This window comes from Pedobacter sp. JCM 36344 (assembly GCF_046546555.1).
Taxonomy (GTDB): Bacteria; Bacteroidota; Bacteroidia; order Sphingobacteriales; family Sphingobacteriaceae; genus Pedobacter.
Map to the genome: position 1 here is coordinate 245,223 of NZ_JBKHKK010000002.1, position 23,236 is coordinate 268,458.

24 protein-coding genes are annotated in these 23,236 nt (G+C 40.0%); 18 read left to right on the forward strand and 6 right to left on the reverse strand.

Going from position 1 to position 23,236, the window contains the following annotated elements; genetic code table 11:
- Window positions 1–5 precede the first annotated feature (5 nt).
- The 3 genes from ACHFIZ_RS02870 to ACHFIZ_RS02880 are packed head-to-tail and all read right to left on the reverse strand — an operon-like array spanning window position 6 to window position 3,264.
- Entirely contained in the window at window positions 6–1,232 is a 1,227-nt protein-coding gene (locus ACHFIZ_RS02870; RefSeq protein ID WP_410882666.1) for an alanine dehydrogenase, read from the reverse strand.
- A 60-nt stretch (window positions 1,233–1,292) separates the two neighbouring features.
- Window positions 1,293–1,709, reverse strand: a complete 417-nt coding sequence (gene tsaE, locus ACHFIZ_RS02875) for a tRNA (adenosine(37)-N6)-threonylcarbamoyltransferase complex ATPase subunit type 1 TsaE (RefSeq protein WP_410882668.1) — start codon at window positions 1,707–1,709, stop codon at window positions 1,293–1,295.
- Between the two features lies 1 nt (window position 1,710).
- Complete coding sequence (locus ACHFIZ_RS02880; RefSeq protein ID WP_410882669.1) at window positions 1,711–3,264, reverse strand: PglZ domain-containing protein; 1,554 nt, start codon at window positions 3,262–3,264, stop codon at window positions 1,711–1,713.
- Between the two features lie 103 nt (window positions 3,265–3,367).
- On the opposite strand from ACHFIZ_RS02880, the gene ACHFIZ_RS02885 reads away from it, so the two are divergent.
- The 7 genes from ACHFIZ_RS02885 to ACHFIZ_RS02915 all read left to right on the forward strand — a co-directional run bounded on the left by ACHFIZ_RS02885 (window position 3,368) and on the right by ACHFIZ_RS02915 (window position 9,947).
- Window positions 3,368–4,591, forward strand: a complete 1,224-nt coding sequence (locus ACHFIZ_RS02885) for an HD domain-containing protein (RefSeq protein ID WP_410882671.1) — start codon at window positions 3,368–3,370, stop codon at window positions 4,589–4,591.
- A gap of 121 nt (window positions 4,592–4,712) precedes the next feature.
- A complete protein-coding gene (gene lpxD, locus ACHFIZ_RS02890; RefSeq protein ID WP_410882673.1) occupies window positions 4,713–5,783 on the forward strand; it encodes a UDP-3-O-(3-hydroxymyristoyl)glucosamine N-acyltransferase in 1,071 nt (356 codons plus the stop codon).
- 5 nt (window positions 5,784–5,788) lie between these two features.
- Window positions 5,789–7,201 carry a bifunctional UDP-3-O-[3-hydroxymyristoyl] N-acetylglucosamine deacetylase/3-hydroxyacyl-ACP dehydratase gene (locus ACHFIZ_RS02895; protein WP_410882675.1) on the forward strand — a complete coding sequence of 471 codons (1,413 nt, stop codon included), beginning with the start codon at window positions 5,789–5,791 and terminating at the stop codon, window positions 7,199–7,201.
- A complete protein-coding gene (gene lpxA, locus ACHFIZ_RS02900) occupies window positions 7,198–7,983 on the forward strand; it encodes an acyl-ACP--UDP-N-acetylglucosamine O-acyltransferase (RefSeq protein WP_410882677.1) in 786 nt (261 codons plus the stop codon). The genes ACHFIZ_RS02895 and lpxA overlap by 4 nt, the downstream gene beginning before the upstream one ends.
- 10 nt (window positions 7,984–7,993) lie before the next feature.
- Window positions 7,994–8,608 (forward strand): ATP-binding cassette domain-containing protein, encoded by a 615-nt coding sequence (locus ACHFIZ_RS02905; protein ID WP_410882679.1) that lies wholly within the window; start codon window positions 7,994–7,996, stop codon window positions 8,606–8,608.
- Between the two features lie 91 nt (window positions 8,609–8,699).
- Window positions 8,700–9,260 (forward strand): elongation factor P, encoded by a 561-nt coding sequence (gene efp, locus ACHFIZ_RS02910; protein WP_410882681.1) that lies wholly within the window; start codon window positions 8,700–8,702, stop codon window positions 9,258–9,260.
- A gap of 123 nt (window positions 9,261–9,383) precedes the next feature.
- Window positions 9,384–9,947, forward strand: coding sequence for a 5-formyltetrahydrofolate cyclo-ligase (locus tag ACHFIZ_RS02915; protein WP_410882683.1), 564 nt, complete (start codon window positions 9,384–9,386; stop codon window positions 9,945–9,947).
- 250 nt (window positions 9,948–10,197) lie between these two features.
- Here ACHFIZ_RS02915 and ACHFIZ_RS02920 read toward each other — a convergent pair whose 3' ends face one another.
- Both ACHFIZ_RS02920 and ACHFIZ_RS02925 read right to left on the reverse strand, forming a co-directional pair.
- Window positions 10,198–10,980, reverse strand: a complete 783-nt coding sequence (locus ACHFIZ_RS02920; protein WP_410882685.1) for an exodeoxyribonuclease III — start codon at window positions 10,978–10,980, stop codon at window positions 10,198–10,200.
- Window positions 10,981–10,984: 4 nt separating this feature from the next.
- Complete coding sequence (locus ACHFIZ_RS02925) at window positions 10,985–11,671, reverse strand: peptidylprolyl isomerase (protein WP_410882687.1); 687 nt, start codon at window positions 11,669–11,671, stop codon at window positions 10,985–10,987.
- 135 nt (window positions 11,672–11,806) lie between these two features.
- Between ACHFIZ_RS02925 and ACHFIZ_RS02930 the strand changes: the two genes are divergently transcribed.
- The 11 genes from ACHFIZ_RS02930 (at window position 11,807) to ACHFIZ_RS02980 (ending at window position 20,441) form a co-directional block, all read left to right on the forward strand.
- The gene (locus ACHFIZ_RS02930) at window positions 11,807–12,205 is read left to right on the forward strand and encodes an HYC_CC_PP family protein (RefSeq protein WP_410882689.1); all 399 of its coding nucleotides are present in this window, start codon (window positions 11,807–11,809) and stop codon (window positions 12,203–12,205) included.
- Window positions 12,206–12,284: 79 nt separating this feature from the next.
- Entirely contained in the window at window positions 12,285–12,821 is a 537-nt protein-coding gene (locus ACHFIZ_RS02935) for a heavy-metal-associated domain-containing protein (protein WP_410882691.1), read from the forward strand.
- A gap of 7 nt (window positions 12,822–12,828) precedes the next feature.
- Window positions 12,829–13,635 (forward strand): hypothetical protein, encoded by an 807-nt coding sequence (locus ACHFIZ_RS02940; protein ID WP_410882692.1) that lies wholly within the window; start codon window positions 12,829–12,831, stop codon window positions 13,633–13,635.
- 70 nt (window positions 13,636–13,705) lie between these two features.
- The gene (locus tag ACHFIZ_RS02945; protein ID WP_410882694.1) at window positions 13,706–14,275 is read left to right on the forward strand and encodes a YceI family protein; all 570 of its coding nucleotides are present in this window, start codon (window positions 13,706–13,708) and stop codon (window positions 14,273–14,275) included.
- Window positions 14,276–14,336: 61 nt separating this feature from the next.
- Entirely contained in the window at window positions 14,337–15,164 is an 828-nt protein-coding gene (gene ygiD, locus ACHFIZ_RS02950) for a 4,5-DOPA dioxygenase extradiol (RefSeq protein ID WP_410882919.1), read from the forward strand.
- Between the two features lie 111 nt (window positions 15,165–15,275).
- Entirely contained in the window at window positions 15,276–16,457 is a 1,182-nt protein-coding gene (locus ACHFIZ_RS02955) for an FAD-dependent oxidoreductase (protein ID WP_410882696.1), read from the forward strand.
- 83 nt (window positions 16,458–16,540) lie between these two features.
- Entirely contained in the window at window positions 16,541–16,744 is a 204-nt protein-coding gene (locus ACHFIZ_RS02960) for a hypothetical protein (protein WP_410882698.1), read from the forward strand.
- A 13-nt stretch (window positions 16,745–16,757) separates the two neighbouring features.
- Entirely contained in the window at window positions 16,758–19,127 is a 2,370-nt protein-coding gene (locus ACHFIZ_RS02965; RefSeq protein WP_410882700.1) for a prolyl oligopeptidase family serine peptidase, read from the forward strand.
- Window positions 19,128–19,237: 110 nt separating this feature from the next.
- Complete coding sequence (locus ACHFIZ_RS02970) at window positions 19,238–19,870, forward strand: peroxiredoxin (RefSeq protein ID WP_410882702.1); 633 nt, start codon at window positions 19,238–19,240, stop codon at window positions 19,868–19,870.
- A gap of 14 nt (window positions 19,871–19,884) precedes the next feature.
- Window positions 19,885–20,196 carry a thioredoxin family protein gene (locus ACHFIZ_RS02975; protein ID WP_410882704.1) on the forward strand — a complete coding sequence of 104 codons (312 nt, stop codon included), beginning with the start codon at window positions 19,885–19,887 and terminating at the stop codon, window positions 20,194–20,196.
- On the forward strand, window positions 20,193–20,441 hold the full coding sequence (locus ACHFIZ_RS02980) for a DUF6952 family protein (protein ID WP_410882706.1): 249 nt from the start codon (window positions 20,193–20,195) through the stop codon (window positions 20,439–20,441). Before ACHFIZ_RS02975 ends, ACHFIZ_RS02980 begins: the two co-directional genes overlap by 4 nt.
- A gap of 68 nt (window positions 20,442–20,509) precedes the next feature.
- On the opposite strand, the gene ACHFIZ_RS02985 is transcribed toward ACHFIZ_RS02980, so the two are convergent.
- Entirely contained in the window at window positions 20,510–23,098 is a 2,589-nt protein-coding gene (locus ACHFIZ_RS02985) for a phosphoenolpyruvate carboxylase (RefSeq protein WP_410882708.1), read from the reverse strand.
- Window positions 23,099–23,236 lie beyond the last annotated feature (138 nt).

A 23,236-nucleotide genomic window follows, 5' to 3' on the forward strand; every position in this document is an offset into this window, starting at 1 on the left:
AGTACCTATTGATTAGAAACCACCAGCAGTTCAATATCCTTGTACGGGATATTAAATCTGTTTGCCAGATCCTTGTTGGTCAAGTGACCCTGATAGATGTAAAGCGCATCTCTGATCCCTGCCTTGCTCCATACAACACCCATTAAGCCGCCCATATCACCTATATCAACTAGTATTGGCGTAAAGATGTTGGTCAACGCATAAGAAGCAGTTCTCGGAACTCTTGATGCTATATTTGGCACGCAATAGTGGATCACGTCGTGTTTTCTGAAAATGGGATCTTCGTGATTTGTTACTTCAGAGGTCTCGAAACAACCTCCCTGATCTATACTCACATCAATCACAACTGAGTCGGGCTTCATCCGCGCAACCGTTTCTTCCATTACAAGGCAAGGACTTCGTCCGTGTGACGCTCGAATCGCACCAATCACAACATCACAAGTAGTAATTGCTTTTTCTAGTACTATAGGCTGCATCACAGAAGTGAACACCCTGCTCCCGAGGTTATTTTGTAGACGTCTTAATCTGTAAATTGAGCTGTCAAATACCTTCACTTCAGCTCCAAGCGAAAGTGCCGTCCGGGCAGCATATTCACCCACCGTGCCTGCTCCAAGAATTACAATTTCAGTAGGAGGGACACCGGTAAATCCACCAAGCATTAAGCCTTTTCCTCCAGTAACGCTGCTTAGATATTCTGCAGCAATGAATATGGAGGTTGCGCCAACGATCTCGCTCATAGCCCTAACTACACTCAATACATTCCCTTCATCTCGAAGGTTCTCAAAGCAGAGCGCATTGATTTTTTTATTCATCAGGGCTTTCAGACCGGCTTCCTTCAAGCCACCCATTTGTAAAGCGGAGATTAGCGTTTGTCCTTTGTGCATTAAAGCAATTTCTTCCAGCATTGGAGGCGCAATCTTTACCAATACATCTGAAGCAAAAATTTCCTTTTTATCAAACGAAATCTGTGCCCCCTGCTCACTGTAGTCCTTGTCTGAAAAATTCGCCCCATTTCCAGCGCCAGATTCGATGATTACTTTATGGCCATTGTTCACAAGTAATGCAACCGATAGCGGAGTGAGTGCGATGCGGTTCTCCTGAAAAGAGATTTCTTTAGGAATCCCAATACACAAGCTGTTGCTTTTTTTATTTATTTCCGACAAAGTTTCTTTGGGTTGCAGTAAGCCTTTTTGTGCAATCTGAGCCATTCCTTCGCGTAATCCTGTAGCCATTTCTTAGAGTAAATTTTGGTCTTAAATTACGTAAAATAACTGAATGTGACCAAGTCACACTTATTCATGGCTAATTGATATTAATCTCCTACTAGCGTCGATCGTGCTAATCTCAACTTTAACATAGTGTTCAGGTAGGAGTTCCTGAATCTTCTCAGGCCACTCTATCAAGCAGATATTTCCAGAGTAAAAATACTCTTCATAGCCGATATCAAACGCTTCCTGAATAGATTTTATACGGTAAAAGTCGAAATGGTAAATGGTCTTCCCCTTTCCCTCATACTCATTAACAATTGAAAAAGTAGGACTTGAAACCATATCATTGACTCCTAGTTTAGCGCAGATTGTCTTGATAAATGTAGTTTTTCCGGCCCCCATGTCGCCATAAAAAACGAACATTTTATTCTGCTTACTGAAGTCTAAAAGCTTTTGGGCAGCCTCCTCAAGATCAAGGAGGCTATTCAAGGTAATATTCATCTTATTTACTGCTGTATGTTGCTATTGGAATGATCATCTCTTCTAGAGAAATACCACCGTGTTGGAAGGTTTCATTATAATAATTGACAAACTGATTGTAGTTGTTCTGGTATACAAAGTACTTATCTTCTTTTGCGAAGATGTAGTTTGAACTGATATTGATCTTAGGTAGCTGAGCCTCATGAGGATTCTTTATCAAGAAAACCTCTTTTGCATTGAAGTTAAGATTTCTACCTTGTTTGTATCGCAAATTCGTATTCGTACTTCTATCTCCAATCACTTTACTCGGATGTTTTACCCTGATAGTTCCATGATCTGTTGTAATCACAACCTTCACTTTTTTTTGCGAGATCTTTTTCAGTAATTCCATAAGCGGCGAATGCTCAAACCATGATAGGGTCAGTGAGCGATAAGCCGCATCGTCATTTGCCAGCTCGCGAATCATTTGCATCTCTGTCCTGGCGTGCGAAAGCATGTCAACAAAATTATAGACGATTGCATTGAACTCATTCTGCAAAAGATTATTTAGCTGCTCATTTAGTGCCTTACCGTCATCATAAGTAAGAATCTTATGGTAGCTAAACTTGCAATCTTTACGTACACTTCTCTTAATCTGATCCGCTAGAAAAGCTTCTTCATGCATGTTTTTGCCGCCCTCATCGTCGTCATTCTGCCAAAGTGACGGAAATCTTTTCTCCATTTCCAATGGCATAAGTCCCGAAAAGATAGAGTTTCTGGCATATTGTGTCGCAGTCGGAAGAATACTCGAATAAATATCTTCTTCGTCCAGCTTAAAATATTCAGTGATCAGTGGGTTGATGATTTTCCATTGGTCATACCGCAGGTTATCTATTAATATAAAGAATACAGGTGTTGTGCTGTTGATTAGCGGGAAAACCTTTTTCTTCAACAATTCGTTGGATAACAGAGGCGCCTTTTCTTTTCCATTTACCCAGCCAAGATAGTTGTCCTCTATAAATTTAGAGAATTGAGTATTCGCTTCCTGTTTCTGCATGGTTAAGATCTCATGCATTTGAGGGTCGTCTAGTTTTTCAAGCTCAAGTTCCCAAAAAACAAGCTTTTTATATATTTCTATCCACTCTTCATAGCTGAGTTTGTCGTTCAAACTCATTCCCAGTCTTCTAAAGTCTTGTTGGTATGCCATTGACGTCCTCTCGTTCACCAGACGCTTGTTGTCAATAATCTTCTTAATCGTTAACAGAACCTGCTTGGGGTTTACAGGCTTGATCAAGTAATCATCTATCTTAGATCCGATCGCATCTTCCATCAGGTTTTCTTCTTCACTTTTAGTGATCAGAACCACAGGGACATCGTTTCGGATGTTTTTAATTGCAGTAAGCGTTTCCAATCCGCTCATTCCAGGCATATTCTCATCCAGAAAGACAAGGTCGAAGAATTCTTTTTCAAAAGCGGCCAAAGCATCATTTCCATTGGTAAAGGTGGTTACATGATAACCTTTTTCATTAAGTAAAAGTATATGTGGTTTTAATAAGTTGATCTCATCATCGGCCCATAGGATCTTGGTTTCCTGCATTATTTTATTTGTATGATGTAAATTAAATGTTGAAATGAAACTAGTTCTTTCATACTATGGATAAAAATAGCAATTTTTGTACCGTATAATTTATTTTTGAATATTGAACAAAAAGAAAATAATTAATGATCCAGTTTATGGGTTCATAACAATCCCCTCCGCTTTACTCTTTGATCTGATCTCCCATCCTTACTTTCAAAGGCTTAGATACATCAAACAATTGGGTATGACGCACCTGGTTTATCCTGGTGCTCTACATACCAGATTTCATCATGCGCTAGGCGCAATGCACTTGATGGGTCTTACCATTGACGTACTTAGAGGCAAAGGTCATGACATCACAAAAGAAGAAGAGGAATCAGCTAATATTGCAATATTACTACATGATATTGGCCATGGCCCATTTTCTCATGCCCTTGAACACTCACTTGTTAATGGCATCAAACATGAAGACATTTCCATGCTCATCATGGAAAAGCTCAATGTTCAGTTCGATGGGAAATTAACCCAGGCAATCTTAATTTTCAAAGGCCAATACCATAAAAACTTTCTAACGCAACTCGTATCCGGACAACTGGATCTGGACCGCATGGATTACCTCAACAGAGATAGCTTCTTTACCGGGGTTAGCGAAGGGGTCATTAGCTTTGATCGAATTATAAAGATGCTGAATGTTCTGGATGATAATCTAGTTATCGAAGAAAAGGGAATTTACTCTATTGAGAACTTTCTAATTTCCAGAAGATTAATGTACTGGCAGGTTTACCTGCATAAAACAGTGATTGCTGGAGAACAGGTATTGGTAAAAATTTTAAAACGTGCCAAAGAACTATCCTCTACCGGAACAATACTTTTTGCTACCCCTGCGCTTAGTCACTTTTTAACCAACCAGATTTCTGAGGATGCCTTCTTTAAATCGGATATTCATCTAGCTCATTTTGCCCAATTGGATGATCAAGATATCTTTGCCTCCATTAAGGCTTGGAGGGAGCATCCGGATAGGATACTATCCAGGCTTTGTAAAATGCTTACCGATAGAAACCTTTATAAGGTGGAAATTACAAATGATGCTCCAGACGCAGATCGTGTACAACGCCTAAAAGAAAACACGGAGCAGGCACTGAACCTGACGGTTGACGAAGGCCGATATTTTGTCTTTACTGATGTGATTAGCAATAGGGCATATAACGCTGGAGATAGTAACATCAACATTTTGCTCAAGAATAATACAACAATTGATATTGCGAAAGCTTCAGATTTATCTAACATAGAATCGCTTGATAAGACCGTAAAAAAACACATTCTATGCTACCCTCGAATCATTTAGCATTATTTAACAAAATAATACAGATTTAATCACGTTTTAAGAGTTCCGAAACAACGACAAAAGCAACCTTCACCCAAATAGGTTTATTTGTTCATATCAATTTAACATATAACTTTGTAAAATGCAATTTACTGCCAAGCAGATAAGCGAGTTTATAAATGGAACCATTGAGGGCGACGCGGACGTTAAAGTTCAGGAACTCTCAAAGATCGAAAGCGGAAAGCCCGGCTCATTGTGTTTTCTGTCGAATCCTAAGTACGAAAACTTTTTATATTCCAGCACTGCTTCCGTAGTCATTGTAAGTCAGGATTTTGTACCATCGCAGAAAACAGACAGCACGTTAATCAGAGTGGCAGATCCTTATAGCGCTTTCTCTGTGTTGCTGGAAAAGTACAATGAAGTTGCTGCTTTAACGAACAATCAAACAGGCATAGAACAGCCTAGTTTTATACATCCAAGCGCCAAGATCGGAAAGAATGTCTATATAGCAGCATTTTCTTATGTTGCTGAAAACGTTCAGATAGGTGACAATACCAAGATTTATCCACAGGTAAGTATTGCAGCAGATTCTGTAATAGGAAATGATTGTACCATAAATGCAGGGGTAAAAATATACAACAGATCCATGATCGGTAACCGAGTGATCATTCATGCCAATACGGTAGTTGGAAGCGATGGCTTTGGATTTGCTCCTCAGCCTGATGGGACGTACTCTAAAATTCCTCAGATTGGTAATGTGGTGATAGAAGATGACGTCGAGATTGGTTCGAATACCACCATAGATCGTGCTACTATGGGCTCCACTTTCATCAGAAGAGGGGTAAAGCTGGACAACCTCATCCAAATTGCACACAATGTAGATGTTGGTGAGCATAGCGTAGTGGCTGCTCAAACTGGAATCAGCGGCAGCAGTAAACTGGGTGAAAAATCTGTTATAGGTGGACAGGTTGGAATCGCTGGGCATCTTTCCTTAGCAAAAGGGACACAGATCGGCGCTCAAGCTGGTATAAACTTCAATACTATTGAAGAAAATAAGCAATGGCACGGCAGCCCGGCACAACCGTTACGTGACTGGATGCGTGCCTCTGTTTTATTTAAACAACTTCCTGCAATAGTTAAGCGCGTAGCCGCTTTGGAAGCTACAATCGTAAAGTTAAACGAGATAATTGAAAACAATGAAAGCACATTATAGTTAAGATGAACGTTAAACAAAAAACCATTAAATCAGAGGTTTCCGTACAGGGCGTTGGTCTGCATACCGGAGCAAATGTTACTTTAACATTCTGTCCCGCACCCGATAATCACGGCTTTAAGTTTCAAAGAACGGATCTTCCAGGAACCCCAATAGTCGATGCAGATTGCGATAACGTGACTGACACGGCAAGGGGAACTACAATTTCTCAGAACGGAGCAAGTGTAAGTACCATAGAACATGTGATGGCTTCTCTTGTTGGGATGGATTTAGATAACGTTTTGATGAAACTTGATGGTCCCGAAACGCCTATCATGGACGGAAGTGCAATCTTATTTTTGGAGGCTTTGGAAAGTGCTGGTATTCAAGTGCAGGATATTGACAGAGAATATTTTCAGATCCCGCATAACATAACCTATACAGAACCCGACCGCAAAGTTGAAATTGTTGCCATGCCGCTTGATGATTACAGGTTTACCTGTATGATCGACTATAATTCGCCGGTATTGGGAAGTCAGCATGCAGGAATTTCAAGCATCGCTGAGTTTAAAAAAGAAATAGCCTCTTGCAGAACTTTTTGCTTCCTCCATGAATTGGAATATCAGCTTCAGAATAACCTGATCAAGGGTGGTGATTTGAATAATGCAATCGTAATTGTCGATAAAGAAGTTACCAAAGAAGAGCTGGACCACCTCGCTAAAATCTTTAATAGAACAGCAATGGAAGTTGCTCCCCAAGGCATCTTGAATAACATGGAGCTGCGGTATCAAAATGAGCCGGCAAGACACAAGTTGCTGGATATGATTGGTGACCTTGCACTAGTTGGCATGCATTTAAAAGGGCATATTATGGCGGCAAGACCAGGTCATGCTGCAAATGTTGCCTTTGCTAAAAAAATCAAGGCAGCGATTAAAAAAGAAAAAAATAAAAAGACCCAGCACGTATATGACCCATCTGTAAAGCCGCTATACGACGTGGTGCAGATCATGGAAATATTACCACACAGGCAACCTTTCCTATTCATCGACAAAATTCTCGAACTGTCTAAAACACATGTTGTAGGCGTAAAGAACGTAACCATGAATGAAGAGTTCTTTAAAGGGCATTTCCCTGGTGCGCCGGTATTTCCAGGAGTCCTCCAGATCGAAGCTATGGCGCAAACAGGTGGAATATTAGTTTTAAGCACTGTTCCTGATCCAAGAAATTACCTTACCTTGTTCTTAAAGATTGACAATGTAAGATTTAGGGCGCAAGTTTGTCCAGGTGATACGATTGTTTTCAGATGTGATCTGATGGAACCGATAAGACGTGGAATTGCGCAAATGAAAGGCGTTGGAATGGTGGGTGGCAAAGTTGTTGTAGAAGCAGAGATGATGGCCCAAATAGTAAAAGTAAAAGAAAGCGAATCAGTATCATGATACAACCCCTAGCGTACATTCATCCCCAGGCAAAAATTGCTGATAACGTTGTTATCGAGCCTTTTGCTGTGATACACAAAGACGTGGAGATAGGCGAGGGCACCTGGATAGGCTCAAATGTTGTGATCATGGATGGCGCGAGGATAGGAAAGAACTGTAGGGTGTTTCCTGGATCAGTTATCTCCGGCATACCTCAGGATCTAAAGTTTGCTGGAGAAGTTACCACTGCAGAAATCGGCGACAATACAACCATCAGGGAATGTGTAACCATTAATAGGGGTACTAAAGACAAATGGAAAACCGTTATCGGAAGCAACTGCCTTATTCAGGCATACTCTCATATCGCGCACGATTGCGAAGTTGGTGATTGGTGTATCTTTTCAAATAGCACCACATTGGCGGGTCACATCACGATAGGAAACTATGTTGTACTGGCAGGTCTGGTAGCTATCCACCAGTTTGTAAAAGTTGGTGCACACGCGTTCGTAACCGGTGGCTCGTTGGTTAGAAAAGACGTTCCTCCATATGTTAAAGCTGCGAGAGAACCCCTTTCTTACGCAGGTATAAATTCAGTCGGATTAAGAAGAAGAGGTTTCTCATCTGAGAAGATTAATGAAATTCAGGAAATCTACAGAGTGCTTTTTGTAAAGCATAATAATGTGACGAAGGCATTAGACATGATCGAGGCTGAATTTGCGCCAACGGAGATTCGTGATGAGATTGTTGACTTCATTCGCAATTCCAACAGAGGTGTAATGAAAGGCTTTGGCTCTGGGAGCTAAATGACCGCTCATGAAGATTACTTTAGATAACGTCGGTAGGAGATTTAATCAGGAGTGGATTTTCAGGAACCTTACTTATTCATTTGATTCTTCTGGTAATTATGCTGTTTTGGGTCCAAACGGCTCAGGCAAATCTACCTTGCTTAGTGTTCTATTAGGCAGCTTATCTTTATCTGAAGGCAAGATCTCTTACACAGAACAGTCAGAAGTTAATGCCGATGAGGTGTATAGCAAGATGAGCTTGGCAGCGCCCTATCTTGACCTTATTGAGGAGTTTACGCTTCAGGAAACCATAGATTTTCATTTCCAGTTTAAAACACCACATCCACTGGTAGATACGAAATCCATCTTGGATCTTCTTGGACTAGCCAAATCTCAGGATAAAGCCCTAAAGTATTTCTCTTCTGGTATGAAACAACGAACCAAGTTGATCCTCGCTTGTTGTTCGGATACTCCAGTGCTGATCCTGGATGAACCCACCTCAAATCTTGACAATCAGGGCGTAGATTGGTATCATGAGCTCATCGCGAAATTTACCTCAAACAGGCTGGTAATTATTGGCTCAAATCAGGAGCATGAATATTCATTTTGCCCTAATTTTATCCAAATCACGGATTATAAATAATTTTTATTTTAAGTATTGCGTAATTCAAAAACTGTCTGTACCTTTGCGGCACGAAAAACGGCTGTGATTAACAGCAAAATTTCAAAACCAAATGGCAAAAGCATCTGAAGTAAAGAGCGGTAATATCCTTCGGTTCAACGGAGAATTAGTACAGGTAGAAGAATTCCTCCACCGTACACCAGGTAACTTAAGAGCCTTTTATCAAGCAAGAATGAGAAATGTTAAGACCAGCAAGTTGGTTGAATACAGATTTCGTGTTGATGAAGAGGTAGAAATTTGTCGTGTGGAAACCAGCGATTACCAATATTTGTATGAAGATGGTGATGCCCTTGTAGTAATGGACAATGTGAGCTTTGAACAGTTTAACATCCCAAAAATACTATTCGGAAAGAGCATGCGTTTCTTAAAAGAAGGAATGAATGTGATCATAGCATTTGAAAGTGACGAGCCAATTATGGCACAAGCACCTTCACATGTGGAGTTAGAAGTTACTTACTCGGAGCCTGCAGTTAAGGGTGATACTTCTACAAATGCATTGAAATATGCAACTGTAGAAACAGGAGTTGAAATAAAGGTGCCAATGTTTATCAATCAAGGCGACAAGATTAAGATTGATACACGCAATGGTGAATACGTTGAAAGAGTAAAATAAGAGTTTTCATAGTTTAGTTTTAGGTTTAGGTTGATTGTGGCTTCGGAGTGGTTCCCGAAGCCATCTTTTTTTATAAGTTTGTTGCACATCAAGGCGGCCAAACTCACATTCAACCGGATCTCTATGAAAAAGAGCCAAATCAGAAAATTTATAAACGAACAGCGCATTCAGCTTTCCATCCCTGAGGTTGAAGGGTTAAGTGTTAAATTATTGCTTCAATTTAAAAAACTTGACTTTACTGAAGTTGACTCCCTGCATATTTTTCTGCCTATTGCGGATAAGAAGGAACCGGATACGTTTATCCTCATCGACTGGCTTCTGGAGCATCATCCAAACATTAAGATTATTGTGCCAAAGGCAGACTTCGAAACCTCTTTGATGACACACCATGTCTATCCTGGAAGGGAGGGATTAAGCAGTAGTCTATTTAATATCCTGGAACCAATGGATTCAGACCTCCACAACGGGCACGTTGACCTCGTCGTTATCCCTATGCTGGCTTTTGATCTTAAGGGTTATCGTGTGGGCTATGGTAAGGGGTTCTATGACCGGTTCCTCAAAGGTATTCAAACTCGTAAAGTTGGTCTCTGTTTCTATCCGCCAATCGAAACGATAGAAGATGTTAATGAACATGATGTAAGGCTGGACCTGTGCATTACACCAGAACAAACTTATCTATTTCAATAATTCTTTAGTTCCAGCGGAACTTAGTGGCTACACTATGCCAGGCTTTGGATGAGTATATAATGTGGTTTTACCTAAATAGAAGTTAACAGGAAGTTAACACGGATCTAATAAGGAGTTGAAAGGGAGATTGTCCCTGCTACCTCCCTGTTACCTCCCTGTTACGTCCCTGTTAGCTACCTGTTGAATAAGAACAAATTCAAACTTAATTAATAAGCTATTAGCTTTACAGATAATTAATATGTTTTTTAAGTCAATTATTTAAATTGACATCTAGTTCCAAAAGAACCGGACAATGGTCTGAGTGGATAGCATCTGGAAGGATAGTCACATTTTTAAGCTTGTTTAATAGTGGAACAGTAGCCAGATGATAGTCAATACGCCATCCGAGGTTTTTTCCTCTCGAACCTGCTCTGAAACTCCACCAGGTGTAATGGTGTGGATCTTTATTGAAGTACCTGAAGGTATCAATGAATCCATTATTTAAAAACAGTTCCATCCATTCCCTCTCTTCAGGGAGGAAACCTGAAGACTTTGCATTTGATTTGGGGTTATGAATGTCGATGGCAGTATGACAGATGTTGTAATCACCCGAGATAATCAGCTTCGGAAAGTCTTTTCTGAGCTCATCGATGTAGGTATCAAAGAAACGCATAAAATCATACTTTTTAAGCTGCCTGTCCTCACCACTTGATCCAGACGGCATGTATAGGCTCATTAACGAAAAGTCATCAAAATCGGCCCTTAGAATCCTTCCTTCTTTATCAATCCATTCTTCGCCGCAACCATACGCAATATGATTCGGTTTAATTTTACTGAGGATGGCAACGCCACTGTATCCCTTTTTCTCTGCAGGAAACCAATAGTGATGGTATCCCAAGTGCTCAATTAATGCGATAATCTCCGGAATTTGAACAGGCAAAGCCTTTACCTCCTGAAGGCAAATCATATCTGCATCTACCGACTGTAGCCAACCAAAAAAGTTCTTTGTCGAGGCCGATCTGATTCCATTAACGTTGTAGGAGATGATTTTCATTTTATTATTTTTTAAGTTCTTTTTCTAATCTACGTGCTTCACGCTTTTTTAAAAGCGTTACCGTCATGTGGATATCTACCAATGGTCGATCTCTTTCATCTTTTGCTACTATAGCAACGCTATCAACGAGATCCAATCCCTTTACAATTTCTCCATAAACAGTATAGTTTCTGTCCAGATGTGGAACACCGCCCAGGGTTTTATAAACTTCTCGTTGCCAGGTCGGAATTTTGGTTTTTAAGCGGTTGGTTTCTATGGCGTCTAGCTGTTCGTCCGTAAAGACCTTGCCTTGTACCAGATAGAACTGGCTTCCACTGGAGGATTTTTCTGGCTTGTTATCTCTTGCGGCAGCAAGGGCACCCTTTTTATGAAATAAGCTGTCTCTAAATTCTGCAGGGATATCTGGGCCAATGGAAGTTTCTCCAAGTGCAGCGCCAGCTTTAGCCATTTTTGAATCCGGATCACCGCCTTGAATCATGAAATCTTTAATGACACGATGGAAAATCGTACCATCGAGTTTATGCTTTCTAGCAAGTTTAATGAAGTTGTCACGGTGAAGCGGGGTTTCGTTGTATAGTTTTATGATACATTCTCCCAAGTCTGTTTTAATCTTGACGTATTGATTTTTAGGTTTGGCAGCAAAACTGGAAAGAAACAAAAGAGACAGGACTGCGGTAAAAACTCTGGTCATTTGGGTTGTTAGTTAGTTGTTGCTAAGATAATATTTTACTTTCGATAGACGACCGTTTCTAACACGCATTGAATTTTTCATTATCTTTGTCGTTGTAAATTAGGCACTAAACTAATTACAGCAGAAACTCTGTCGATGAAAATACAACAAAAAATAGCAGCTGCACTATGTGGCTTTTATCTGATCACTGTGATCGGGTTTGCTGTTAATATGCATTTTTGTAGCGGAATACTATCGGCGATAAAGTTAAATGAGTCTGCTAAATGCTCGGTGTGTAAAAGCGAAAAAGCGTTAGCGAAAAAGCACAATTGCTGCAGTACCAGTTCAGTAGAGGCTAAAATAAAAGATAGTCATGAAGCTGGATTTAAGGTTAAATTACCACAGGATTTCAGTATCACATTATTTTTAACGCAACGATTTTCTTTCTTGGCGGAGTCGGTTCCAACTTTTTCGGTTGCCAACTTATGGGATAAAGCACCACCGCTCTCCTCCATTTTCTCTTTACATCTTCTAAACTGCGTTTTTAGAAATTAGGATTCAATTAAATATAGATGCAACGCTATTTTAACGTTGCAGCCAACTATTATTTAATTTATTTCAACACCTAATTATTATGAAAACTATAAAATATTTTATTGGAACTTTATTGTTTCTTAGCGCAGGACAATTATCTGCACAACAAATTTCTTCAGCAGAATTACAGGTCAACGGCTTAACCTGCTCAATGTGTTCTCAGGCTACAGAGAAATCTCTAAAAACACTTGGCTTTGTAGAGGACATTACGCCTGATTTAAATACCAATACTTTCCTGATCAAATTCAAGAAGGATAAATCGGTCAATGTGGATCTTATTAAACAAAAAGTGCAGGATGCCGGTTTTTCTGTAGGAAATCTTGTAACTACTTTTAACTTCAATAATGTTAAAGTTGATGCAAATGGCCAGGCACAGGTAGGTTCAAGTATTATTAAAGTGCTAAATGCTAAGAGTAAAGTGCTAAATGGAGATGTTAAAGCTACAATCGTAGACAAAAACTTTGTTCCTGCCAGTGCTTTCAAGAAAAGAGCGGCGCAATTCAACTCGGATACTTATGCGAGTGGATTTGGTGTTGTGAATGGTGTAAAAACAAGAATCTTTCACGTAATAATATAGTCTTCGAATGAGGTATTTACAGATATTGGCAGTGCTGCTTTTTGTTAGCGGTGCTGCTAAATCACAGGAGCTATTTGTCTTCTCAGAGCCGGCAAGTAATATGCCTGCCAAATCATTGGGAATCAGGCTGACTAACGAAGGAATGTCTCAGTCTGGATTTGTTAGCCGAACTATTCCTGAAGTAATGATAGGCTTCAACAAGAATTTGATGGGCCATGCTCAAGGTTTTTTCTCGGATATGGATGGCCGTTATAGATTGGAGGGCGGAAGCCTCTACGCGAAATATAGATTCCTCTCTAACGATGGTTTAAAGAGCCACTTTCGCGGTTCGGCTTTTGCAAGAGTCAGTACCAGTAAACGGCCAACGTATACTCAGGACATCAATTTGGAAGGCGATAATAGTGGTTTTCAAGGAGGCTTAATTTTTACGCAATTGCTTCACAAGCTGGCGCTTTCAGGGTCAGTAAGTTATATGAAGTCCTTCCGGAATGAAGGAAAGCAGCTACCAGATATGGATAGACCAGACAAGATGCTATCTTATACCCTATCGTCAGGCTACTTGTTGCTACCGTTTGTCTATAAGAATTACAATCAGCCGAACTTCAACCTCTATTTTGAGGTTTTGGGGAAAACAAACCCAGAAAACGGAAGGTCGTATGTTGATTTTGCCCCTGCGGTACAGGTTGTATTGAATAGTCGCACCAGGATTGATGCAGGATACCGTTTTGAGGTGGCCGGTAATTTAAAAGACCGCTACACAAAAAATATGTATCTTGTTCGATTAGAGCTAAATATGTTTAATATACTGAAATAGCTTTCTTATCATACATCAATATATAGTAACAGTAATTAACCTAATATTGCATACAATCAAAATTCGAAAGATGAAAAAATTATTATTTCTATTTGTCGCTGCAGCCATTAGTACAGCTTCCTTTGCTCAAACCAAATGGACAGTTGATCCAATGCACTCCTTCGTTACTTTCTCTGTTAAGCATATGGGAATTTCCTTTGTGGATGGCTCGTTCAAGAAATTTGACGGTACAATAGCTGCTTCAAAACCAGATTTGACAGATGCGAAAATCAGCTTTACTGTTGATGTAAATAGTGTTGATACCGATGTGGAGCAACGGAATAAGCACCTAAAATCAGATGATTTTTTTAATGCTGAAACTTATCCTAGTATGACTTTCGAAAGTACTTCTTTTTCAAAGTTAACTGGCAACGACTACGAATTGAGTGGTAAATTAACCATTCGTGACGTGACTAAAGACGTAAAATTTGCAGTTGTGTTTGGTGGTACTGCAGTAGCACAAGGAAACACTAAAGCGGGTTTTGCTGCAACAACTACAATTAATCGGTTGGATTACAATATAAAATATGACCCAACGGGTGCTGGTGTGGCTAAAGATGTTAAGATCGTGCTTAACCTCGAGTTTGTAAAAGCGAAGTAATTAAACTTAAAAAGGTTTGCCTCTGGAATTTTTCCGGGTAAACCTTTTTGATTTGGAGGAGATGTCGGACTTATCACAATTTAAAGCGTTTGCCATAGGACTACCCATTCTCGATTACCTGATGCCGGTTCTGTTTATCGGCCATGGTTCTCCAATGAATGGTATTGAGGACAATGAATTTAGCGAAAAGTGGTCGTCAATGGCGCGTGATATTCCTCAGCCCAGTGCTGTGCTTGTCATTTCTGCACATTGGTTTACAAAAGGAACCCACATTACAGCAATGGAGTTCCCGCAGACTATTCATGACTTTGGTGGCTTTCCACAGGAATTGTTTGATGTAAAATACCCTGCTCCCGGAAGTCCGGACCTTGCTTATGAAACCAAAAAACTAATTACCAGTACAGAAGTTGGACTGGATCATGACTGGGGTTTAGACCATGGTGCTTGGACTGTGGTAAAGCACATGTATCCGGAATCTAATGTCCCTGTACTTCAGCTGAGCATTGATTACACTAAAGACGGTCGTTATCACTACGATTTAGCAAAAGAATTATATCAATTGCGTAAGCGTGGTGTATTAATTATGGGTAGTGGGAACATGGTTCATAACCTAAGGATTATGAATTGGGAAATGATCAATGGCGGCGGATATGACTGGGCATTAGAAATTAATGATAGGTTTAAAGGCCTCATTCTCAATAATGAGCATCAGCCATTAGTCAATTACCAGTCTTTAGGTAAGGAAGCAATACTGGCAATTCCAACACCAGAGCACTACCTTCCCTTACTCTATACTTTGGGGCTTAAGAATGATACTGAAAGCGTGAGCTTGTTTAATGACAAAGCCATTGGGGGCTCATTAACAATGACTTCTGTTAGAGTTGGTTAATTGTGTTTTTTTATTTCAATTGTTAAATTTCGTTAAAATAAGACACATAACCTTCTTTTCAGCGTAAATACAATCTATTTAGGGATATTGCATGTTAAATAGTAACACAACATGAAAAGTGGATTTTTTATTGCTTTAGCTGCAGTAATTCTTGCAGGTAACCTCCAGGCACAAACAGTTAAAACTGGGGTTTTGGTGGTAGGGAGTGGGAGTAATGCGTTGGGAGCCGGAATTCAGGCCGCTAAGTCGGGCGTAAAAACTATTATACTGATGACAGAAGCGGGCTTTTCTCCGGCGCTTTCATCAAAGTCTATTGTTTCTGGCATTGAGCGAGATTTTTTAAAGGCGATCAATAATGGTAAGCAAGTGTCTGCTCAAGAGAATACTAATGATTTGATTAAGCTTTTTACCGATACCATCAAGAACTTAACCATTATAAAAAGCGCTTCCTGGACTAAATTCAAACGATCTGGAGGGGGCTGGGTAGTTGACCTGACTAACAAAAGTAGCATAAAAGCTAAGGTTCTTGTTGACGCGGATCATTCCGGTAAATTGAAGCAAGCTCTGGAAATAGAAGTGAAAGCTCCTACCTGGCAGGAACTGGATTATAGCAATACGATCTATAAGACTAGTATCGCGGCTGGCTTTGAAGCGGGCAGCACAAACGTTAATTTTCTTTCACTATACCAATTTCTGATTCCTGAAAGGGATAATTATTTAGCACTGAATCCTGAACAGGAAAGTTTTTCGGGAGGCCAAGCTGCGGGCGCAACTGCTGCTTATGCCGCATTTTTTGACAGGAAAACCTCGGACTCTAATTTAAAGAATATTCAGGGTGAACTGATCAATTTCCGGCTTTCTGTAATGCCCTTTTCTGATGTGAATGACTTAGATAGTAACTGGAAAGCGATGCAGTTTATGGGTTTGTCTGGTATTTTAAAAGCCGAGTTGGTGAATGGAACGGCTTTGTTTCATCCTGAAAAAGTGGTTGCTGTGGCTGAGATTACACAGCCGCTAAAGGATCACTTTTATAAAGCACAAATTTGGTTTGATGACAATAAAGGCAAAGAAATGACTATTGGTTCCACTATTGATTTGGTTTGCTACACTGGTGGAAAATCTCCGGCAACTACGAAGGCGCAAATAATGAAGTACTGGAAAACAAAGTTTAAGTTTAGCTCTGAATTTAATGAGAAAAGGGTTATCAATAGACGTGAATTCTCTATGTTATTTTACAGTTATAATAACCCATTCAATGTGATTGTCGACAAAACAGGAAGGATTACCAGGTAAAGCACTGTAACATTTGTAAAACCTTTTGAAGGCATCATTTTGGGATCGCAATTTTCTATAAATTGCATTCATAACCCAAACTGATGAAAAAACTTTACCTTATAAACCTATTATTTAACCGTGATTTGGGAATCACAATTGAGCAGAAATTAGACCCTTCCAACATCATAGTAAATAACATCCCCGGGAATGGCTTTGTGACGGTACGCTGGCTCATAAAGGGCGGTAATAAAGTAACGGTGACTGTATCGAGTAAAAAAGGAGGTATTGCCTCTAAAACAAACTAACCTTTAATGTGACATGAAGAAATATCTGATCTGCCTTCTTTTAACTATTTCTATTGCGAAGGCACAACAACTGGCACCGCTCACTGTAGAGAAGATCATGCGAGACCCCAAGTGGATGGGTGTTGCTCCAAGTAATTATCGATGGTCGGCCGATAGCAAGAAAGTATTCTTCAGCTGGAATCCTGAAAATAAGGATAAGGATGTGCTGTATAGCGTTGGCCTAAATGGATTAAAGCCTCAAAAGGAAGATGAGAAAGCATTAGAAAAAGCAATAGGTATGACATTGACTTTTGGTGCTACTATTTCATCAGCACTGTTTGAGAAGGGTGGCGACATCTATTTATTCAACCCTAAAACAAAGGAGGAACAGAGATTAACGAATACTGTGGAGCGGGAAAATGGGGCTAAGTTTTTAAAGGATGGGAGTATCAGCTATCAACGAGGGGATAACTTGTTTCTAGTGAACCTGAAGACGAATGAAACAAAGCAACTCACCAATTTTGTTAAGGGCAAGAAGCCCGTTTCGACTGAGAAAAAGCCGGGTTCTGCACAAGAATCATGGTTAAAAGCAGATCAGACGCAACTGTTTGATGTGTTGAAGAAAGACAAGAAACCCATAGTCCCTGCACGTTTAGGTTTTGGAACAGGAGCTTCTGCAGGAACGGAGAAGACAATTAAGGCAATCTATTTAGAGGATAAGCTATTGACAGGTTTGACAGTGAGTCCTGATGGTAGGTTTGTGACGTACCGATTGGTAACAATGCCTAGCAATGGTCAGAATACTATTGTTCCGAGTTATGTTACTGCTTCAGGCTATACAGAAGACATCAACGGAAGGACCAAAGTAGGTGAGGCTATGGCAAGTTTCGAGAACTACATCTATGACAATCAAAGAGATACTGTATACAGTATACATGTGGAGCAGATCCCTGGGATTAAAGACCTTCCGGATTACGTGAAGGAATATCCGAAACAGCTGGAAGAAAGGAAAAAAAAGAATGAAGACCGTAAGGTAAGCCTCGCTGGTCCTTTCTGGAATGATGCGGGCAGCACTGCAGTGGTGGTTGCGGATGCCCTTGACAATAAAGATTTATGGATCTTAAAGCTGGATATAACGACTGGAAATGTAAGTTTAGTTGACCGTCAGCGTGATGAGGCCTGGATTGGCGGTCCGGGTGTTGGTGCGAGAAATCTCGGCTGGTTAAACAACAGCCAGATCTATTATCAAAGCGAGGCCACAGGCTATTCACACCTATATGTGGCAAATGTCGCTACTTTAGAAAAGAAACAATTGACTTCTGGTAAGTGGGAGGTTCAAGGTTTACAATTATCAAAGGACAAGAAAACTTTTTATATCAGCGGAAACAAGGAACACCCTGGTATTACCCACTTCTATAAACTCAATGCTCAGGGAGGGAATTTGCAGCAGATTACGAGTATGAAGGGTGGGAATGAAGTAACGCTTTCTCCGGACGAGAAATGGCTAGCCATCAATTATTCTTATATGGATAAACCATGGGAGCTGTACATACAGGAGAATAAACCTGGGGCTAAAGCGACTCAAGTGACTAGCTCGTCATCTAAAGCGTTTAAATCCTACGAGTGGCGCAAACCAGATATGGTTTCATTTAAGAACAGGTATGGCTCTGCTGTATATGCAAGGGTTTATCCTGCTAAGAATCCTCATCCCAACAGGCCTGCGATTGTATTTGTACATGGTGCAGGGTATTTGCAAAACGTACATTTCTGGTGGAGCCAATACTTTAGAGAATACATGTTTAACAATATGCTTGCAGACAATGGCTATACGGTGATCGATATTGATTATACTGCCAGTTCTGGCTATGGCAGGGATCATCGTACCGGTATTTATAGACACATGGGAGGAAAGGATTTGACAGATCAGGTTGACGGTGTAAAAATGTTGGTCGAAAAGTATAATGTTGACCCCAAACATGTTGGTTTGTATGGGGGATCGTATGGTGGCTTTATCACCCTGATGGGGCTCTTTACTGAGCCTAATGTTTTTGCAAGTGGCGCGGGGTTAAGATCTGTTACCGATTGGGCACATTACAACAATGGGTACACTGCGAATATATTAAACGAGCCTTTTAACGATGAGCTTGCTTATAAAAGAAGCTCGCCAATTTACTTTGCCAATGGCTTGAAAGGCAATTTGCTGATGTGCCATGGAATGGTGGATGTAAATGTTCATTTTCAAGACGTTGTTCGCTTATCACAGCGCTTGATTGAGTTGGGTAAAAATAATTGGGAATTAGCTGTTTATCCGGTAGAAGACCATGGTTTTATAGAACCAAGCAGCTGGACAGACGAGTACAAGCGGGTTTTTAAGTTATTTGAAACCACGTTAAAAAGTAAATAGGATTTATCTATAGCGGTATCAATATTAAGTATCCTGAATTAGCTGGCTTCGGTTGATATTGAAGCCAGCTTGCCGTACCTTTGCGGCAGATTTAGAATAACAATATAATTATGGCTATAGTAGGTAGAAAATTTCCGAACATCAGCATAGATGCAATGTCAGACATGGGTGATGATTTAAAGATCAATGTATTTGAAGAATCAGTAAATAAAAGCAGTAAAGTGTTGTTATTCTGGTATCCGAAGGATTTTACTTTCGTTTGTCCGACTGAGTTACACGCTTTCCAAGAAGCATTGCCTGAATTTGAGAAAAGAAATACAATAGTGATTGGTGCTTCATGCGATACGAACGAAGTTCATTTTGCATGGTTAAACACACCTAAAGATAACGGTGGTATTGAAGGTGTTACTTATCCTATTCTTGCAGATACGCACAGACAATTGGCTAACATTTTAGGGATTGTAGATCAAGAGGTTGAGTATGATGAAGAAGGACATGAGATCTTTACTGGTTCAAATGTAACATTCAGAGCTACTTACCTAATTGATGAGACAGGTAAAGTATTTCATGAAAGTGTGAATGATATGCCATTGGGTAGAAATGTGAAGGAATATTTACGCCTGATCGATGCTTACAGACATGTTCAAACACATGGTGAAGTTTGTCCTGCAAACTGGGAAGAGGGTAAAACTGCAATGAGTGCTGATAGAAGTGGTGTTGCTGAATATCTAAGTGCACACTAATAAAAATAAAGACAATGTTTTTAGAATTAACCGAAGATAATCTGCAACAATATGTTGCGGAAAACAACAAAGTAATGGTTCAATATTCTGCATCATGGTGTGGTAACTGTAGAATCATGAAACCAAAGTTTAAGAAATTGGCTGCGGAAAATGATGACGTTGCATTTCTTATTGTAGATGCAGAGAAGCTTCCTAACTCACGTAAACTGGCTAATGTTGACAATTTACCAACGTTTGCTGCTTTTAAAGGAGGAGTTTTGGTTGAACAGACACAGACCAATAAAGCAGAAATGTTAACTCAATTATTTGACAAGATAAAATCATGAAAATTCCAGTTATAAAGCAGTTCTTTCAGAACAATACAGTCGAAGATCTTGAGGCTACTTTAAATGTGTTAGAGGCTTATTGTGAATTTAGAGGGGTTAGTGAGCATGAGATTGATGTAGCAGGAGAGTTGATCACTAATATCTGCGGCGCCCTTGAAGTACATTCTAGTGTTGCTGCAGGTGCAATTGAGAAGGATGCATTGAACGCCTTTGGGCAAAAGGTTATGGGATCTATTGATAGATAAAGTTTTGTTTTATATTAAAAAAGGCGAACCATCATTGGATCGCCTTTTTATTTTAATTAGGTTGTTTGTTAAGCCAGGTTTCTTCCAGCGTTAACAATTCCGTAAACAGTTCTTATGGCTAGCTTCTCCAAAGATTGTTGCTCTTGCTCTGATACATCGCCTTGAAGTTGCTCTAATGCAAAATGCTGTATTAACACAAGAGGCAGGACGATCTTTTCTCTAACAGCAATAGAACGCTTTTCTGCTGGATAATTCTCCATTAGGGTAGTTTGGCCAGACAACTTCAGCAACATCTGTTTTGAAAGCTCAAACTCGTTGAACAAGACCGTCCAGAAAGCGCCATAATCTTTATCATTGGCAAAGTGCGCAGTAATAGCGAAATCGGCTTTGCTCATCGACATCATACAGTTCTCTACTATGGTTTTAAAGTAACCTGATTCATTGTAAGTCTCTACTACTTTATCCCAGTTTCCTTTTAGTTCCTGGTTCTTCAAAGCAGTACCTACACCATAAAAGCCAGGAATGTTTTGCTTAAGCTGACTCCATGAGGTAACGAAACTAATCGCCCGCAAATCTTCAAGTTTCAACGCTTCACCAGAGTTCCTTTTTACGGGGCGACTGCTTATCGTTATTTTAGAAAGTAAGGTTAGCGGTGAGAATCGCTCCAGATAACTCAAAAACAAAGGGTGTTTTCTTAAGGCTACAAATGATTCGAAGCTATCATCTGCCATCTCATCCAAAAGCCTTTTATGCATCGGGTCTAAAAGAATGTTGTGCTTTTCTCTGATGCCGGCAGAGATACCTGCATTGATCAATTGCTCAATGTTGAATTCCGCACTATCAATCGATCCATACTGTGAACTGATTGTTTGGCCCTGAATTGTCAATTGAATATTTTTATTGGCTATTTCTTTACCCATTGAGGCATAGAATCGGTGTGTTTTACCTCCACCTCTTGACGGTGGCCCGCCGCGACCATCAAAGAATGCCAGTTGAATGTTATGCTTATTTGCCGTCTCCGTCAATGCAACCTTCGCATTAAAGATAGACCAGTTGGCCATCAAATAACCACCATCTTTAGTGCTATCTGAGAAGCCCAACATGATGTCTTGCTTATTGCCCCTGCTTTCCAGGTGTTTTTTGTAAAATGGATGCAAGTATAAAGTTTCCATAATCTTAGCTGCACCGGCAAGGTCATGGACGGTTTCAAATAAAGGTACAAAATCGATGGTAAGGTTGTCCTCTTCCCACCCATTCCATAAAAACAGTTCCATCAATTGCAGGATGTCACTTGCTTGTTGACAATTGCTGATAATGAAACGGTGACAAGCCAAATTGCCATTGCTGTCCTGAATCTGTTTCATCTCTGCGATGGTTAGCAAAGTATCTTCAATTAAAGAGTCTACTTTTTCTGAATAGATGACCCTGGCGCTTTTAAAAGAAAGTGCGCTAATTTTGTCCTGCTCAGATAGTTCATCATAATTTTCCGGGAACAAAGAAATGATCGGCTTGCTTTGGCGACAAAACGCATGAACATCTCTCAAGACTCTGCTGTCTTGCCTGATGTCTAACGATGCAAAATGGCAGCCGTATAACTCCACTTTCCTAATGAGATCGGATACGAGGTCTGCAAATAGTCCGTCATGATCTTTAAGGAGCGTTCCTTTGATGTCTAGCAGATGCTTAATCACATCTTCTGAGATGTTTTCGGGATCCATATTAGGATTAAAGGCATTTTTATACAGGATGTCGTGCACTGTGGAAACGGCATCTTCGACTCCTCTAAACGTAATTCTGCGTTTTAAATTTTTAAAGTCACGATAGTAGCAGCGGAATAGGATCTGACGGAGCATTTTAGATACCTGTATCGTAGAATCTGTGTGTACGTTTGGATTTCCGTCCCTGTCGCCACCGGGCCAGAAGCCAAGTTCTACAATCTTTTTAGGCGCAATACTGTATTCAGCTAACGTTTTATCGATGCCTGATTGGATATTCGCAGCCGCAAAATAGAAAACGTTCTCCAGGTACCAGGCTAAACTTAACGCTTCATCAACAGGTGTGGGAGATTTTTTATTGAAGAAAGGGGTTTTTCCTAGCTGTTGCAATAGGAGGTGAATGGTAGAAATTTCATTGGTTTTAATCGCTGTAGTCAGGTCAGTTATGATCGACAACACACTACCGGGATAAAATTGAGTAGGGTGGGCAGTTAACACCAAACGAAGGGAGAAATCTTCTATCAGTTTATCTATTTTATCAGTAAGCAGGTGGTTGTCTACTCCCTTTTTAAGATAAGACAATAATGCGTTTTCTTCATCATCAGCATTTAGCTTATTGAACGATGCATCTTCGACCGCATCAAACAAAACGACTTGTCTTTCGATATATTGAATAAACCGAAATAGCAAATCGATGATGTCTTTTTTAGTATGAAGCTGTGTATACTTGCTAAAAAAGCTGTTAATGATCATTTCTGGAGTTTCGTGGTTCGTTACGCCTTCTTCACAGTACTTAATAAATAGGGGTAATAAAGTACCTGTGTCTTTAATCTTATAGAACGGAAGGGTAAGAAAAAGGCTATTGTAAAGTTCGAATCTAGAGACGACTTCATTGTTGAAAACGGATTCTTTCTGCCCTTTTGCGCGTTGTTTCTGCATCATATTTGCTAAGGTAATTCTTCGCGATTAAGCTACCAAAAATGAATCAAAAAAAGTGGGTTTGGAGCTAATAATTACATTTTGATTTTCTAGCCTTTATGTTAATTGAAAAAGGCGTTAAGATCAACATTGTGCCTTTTT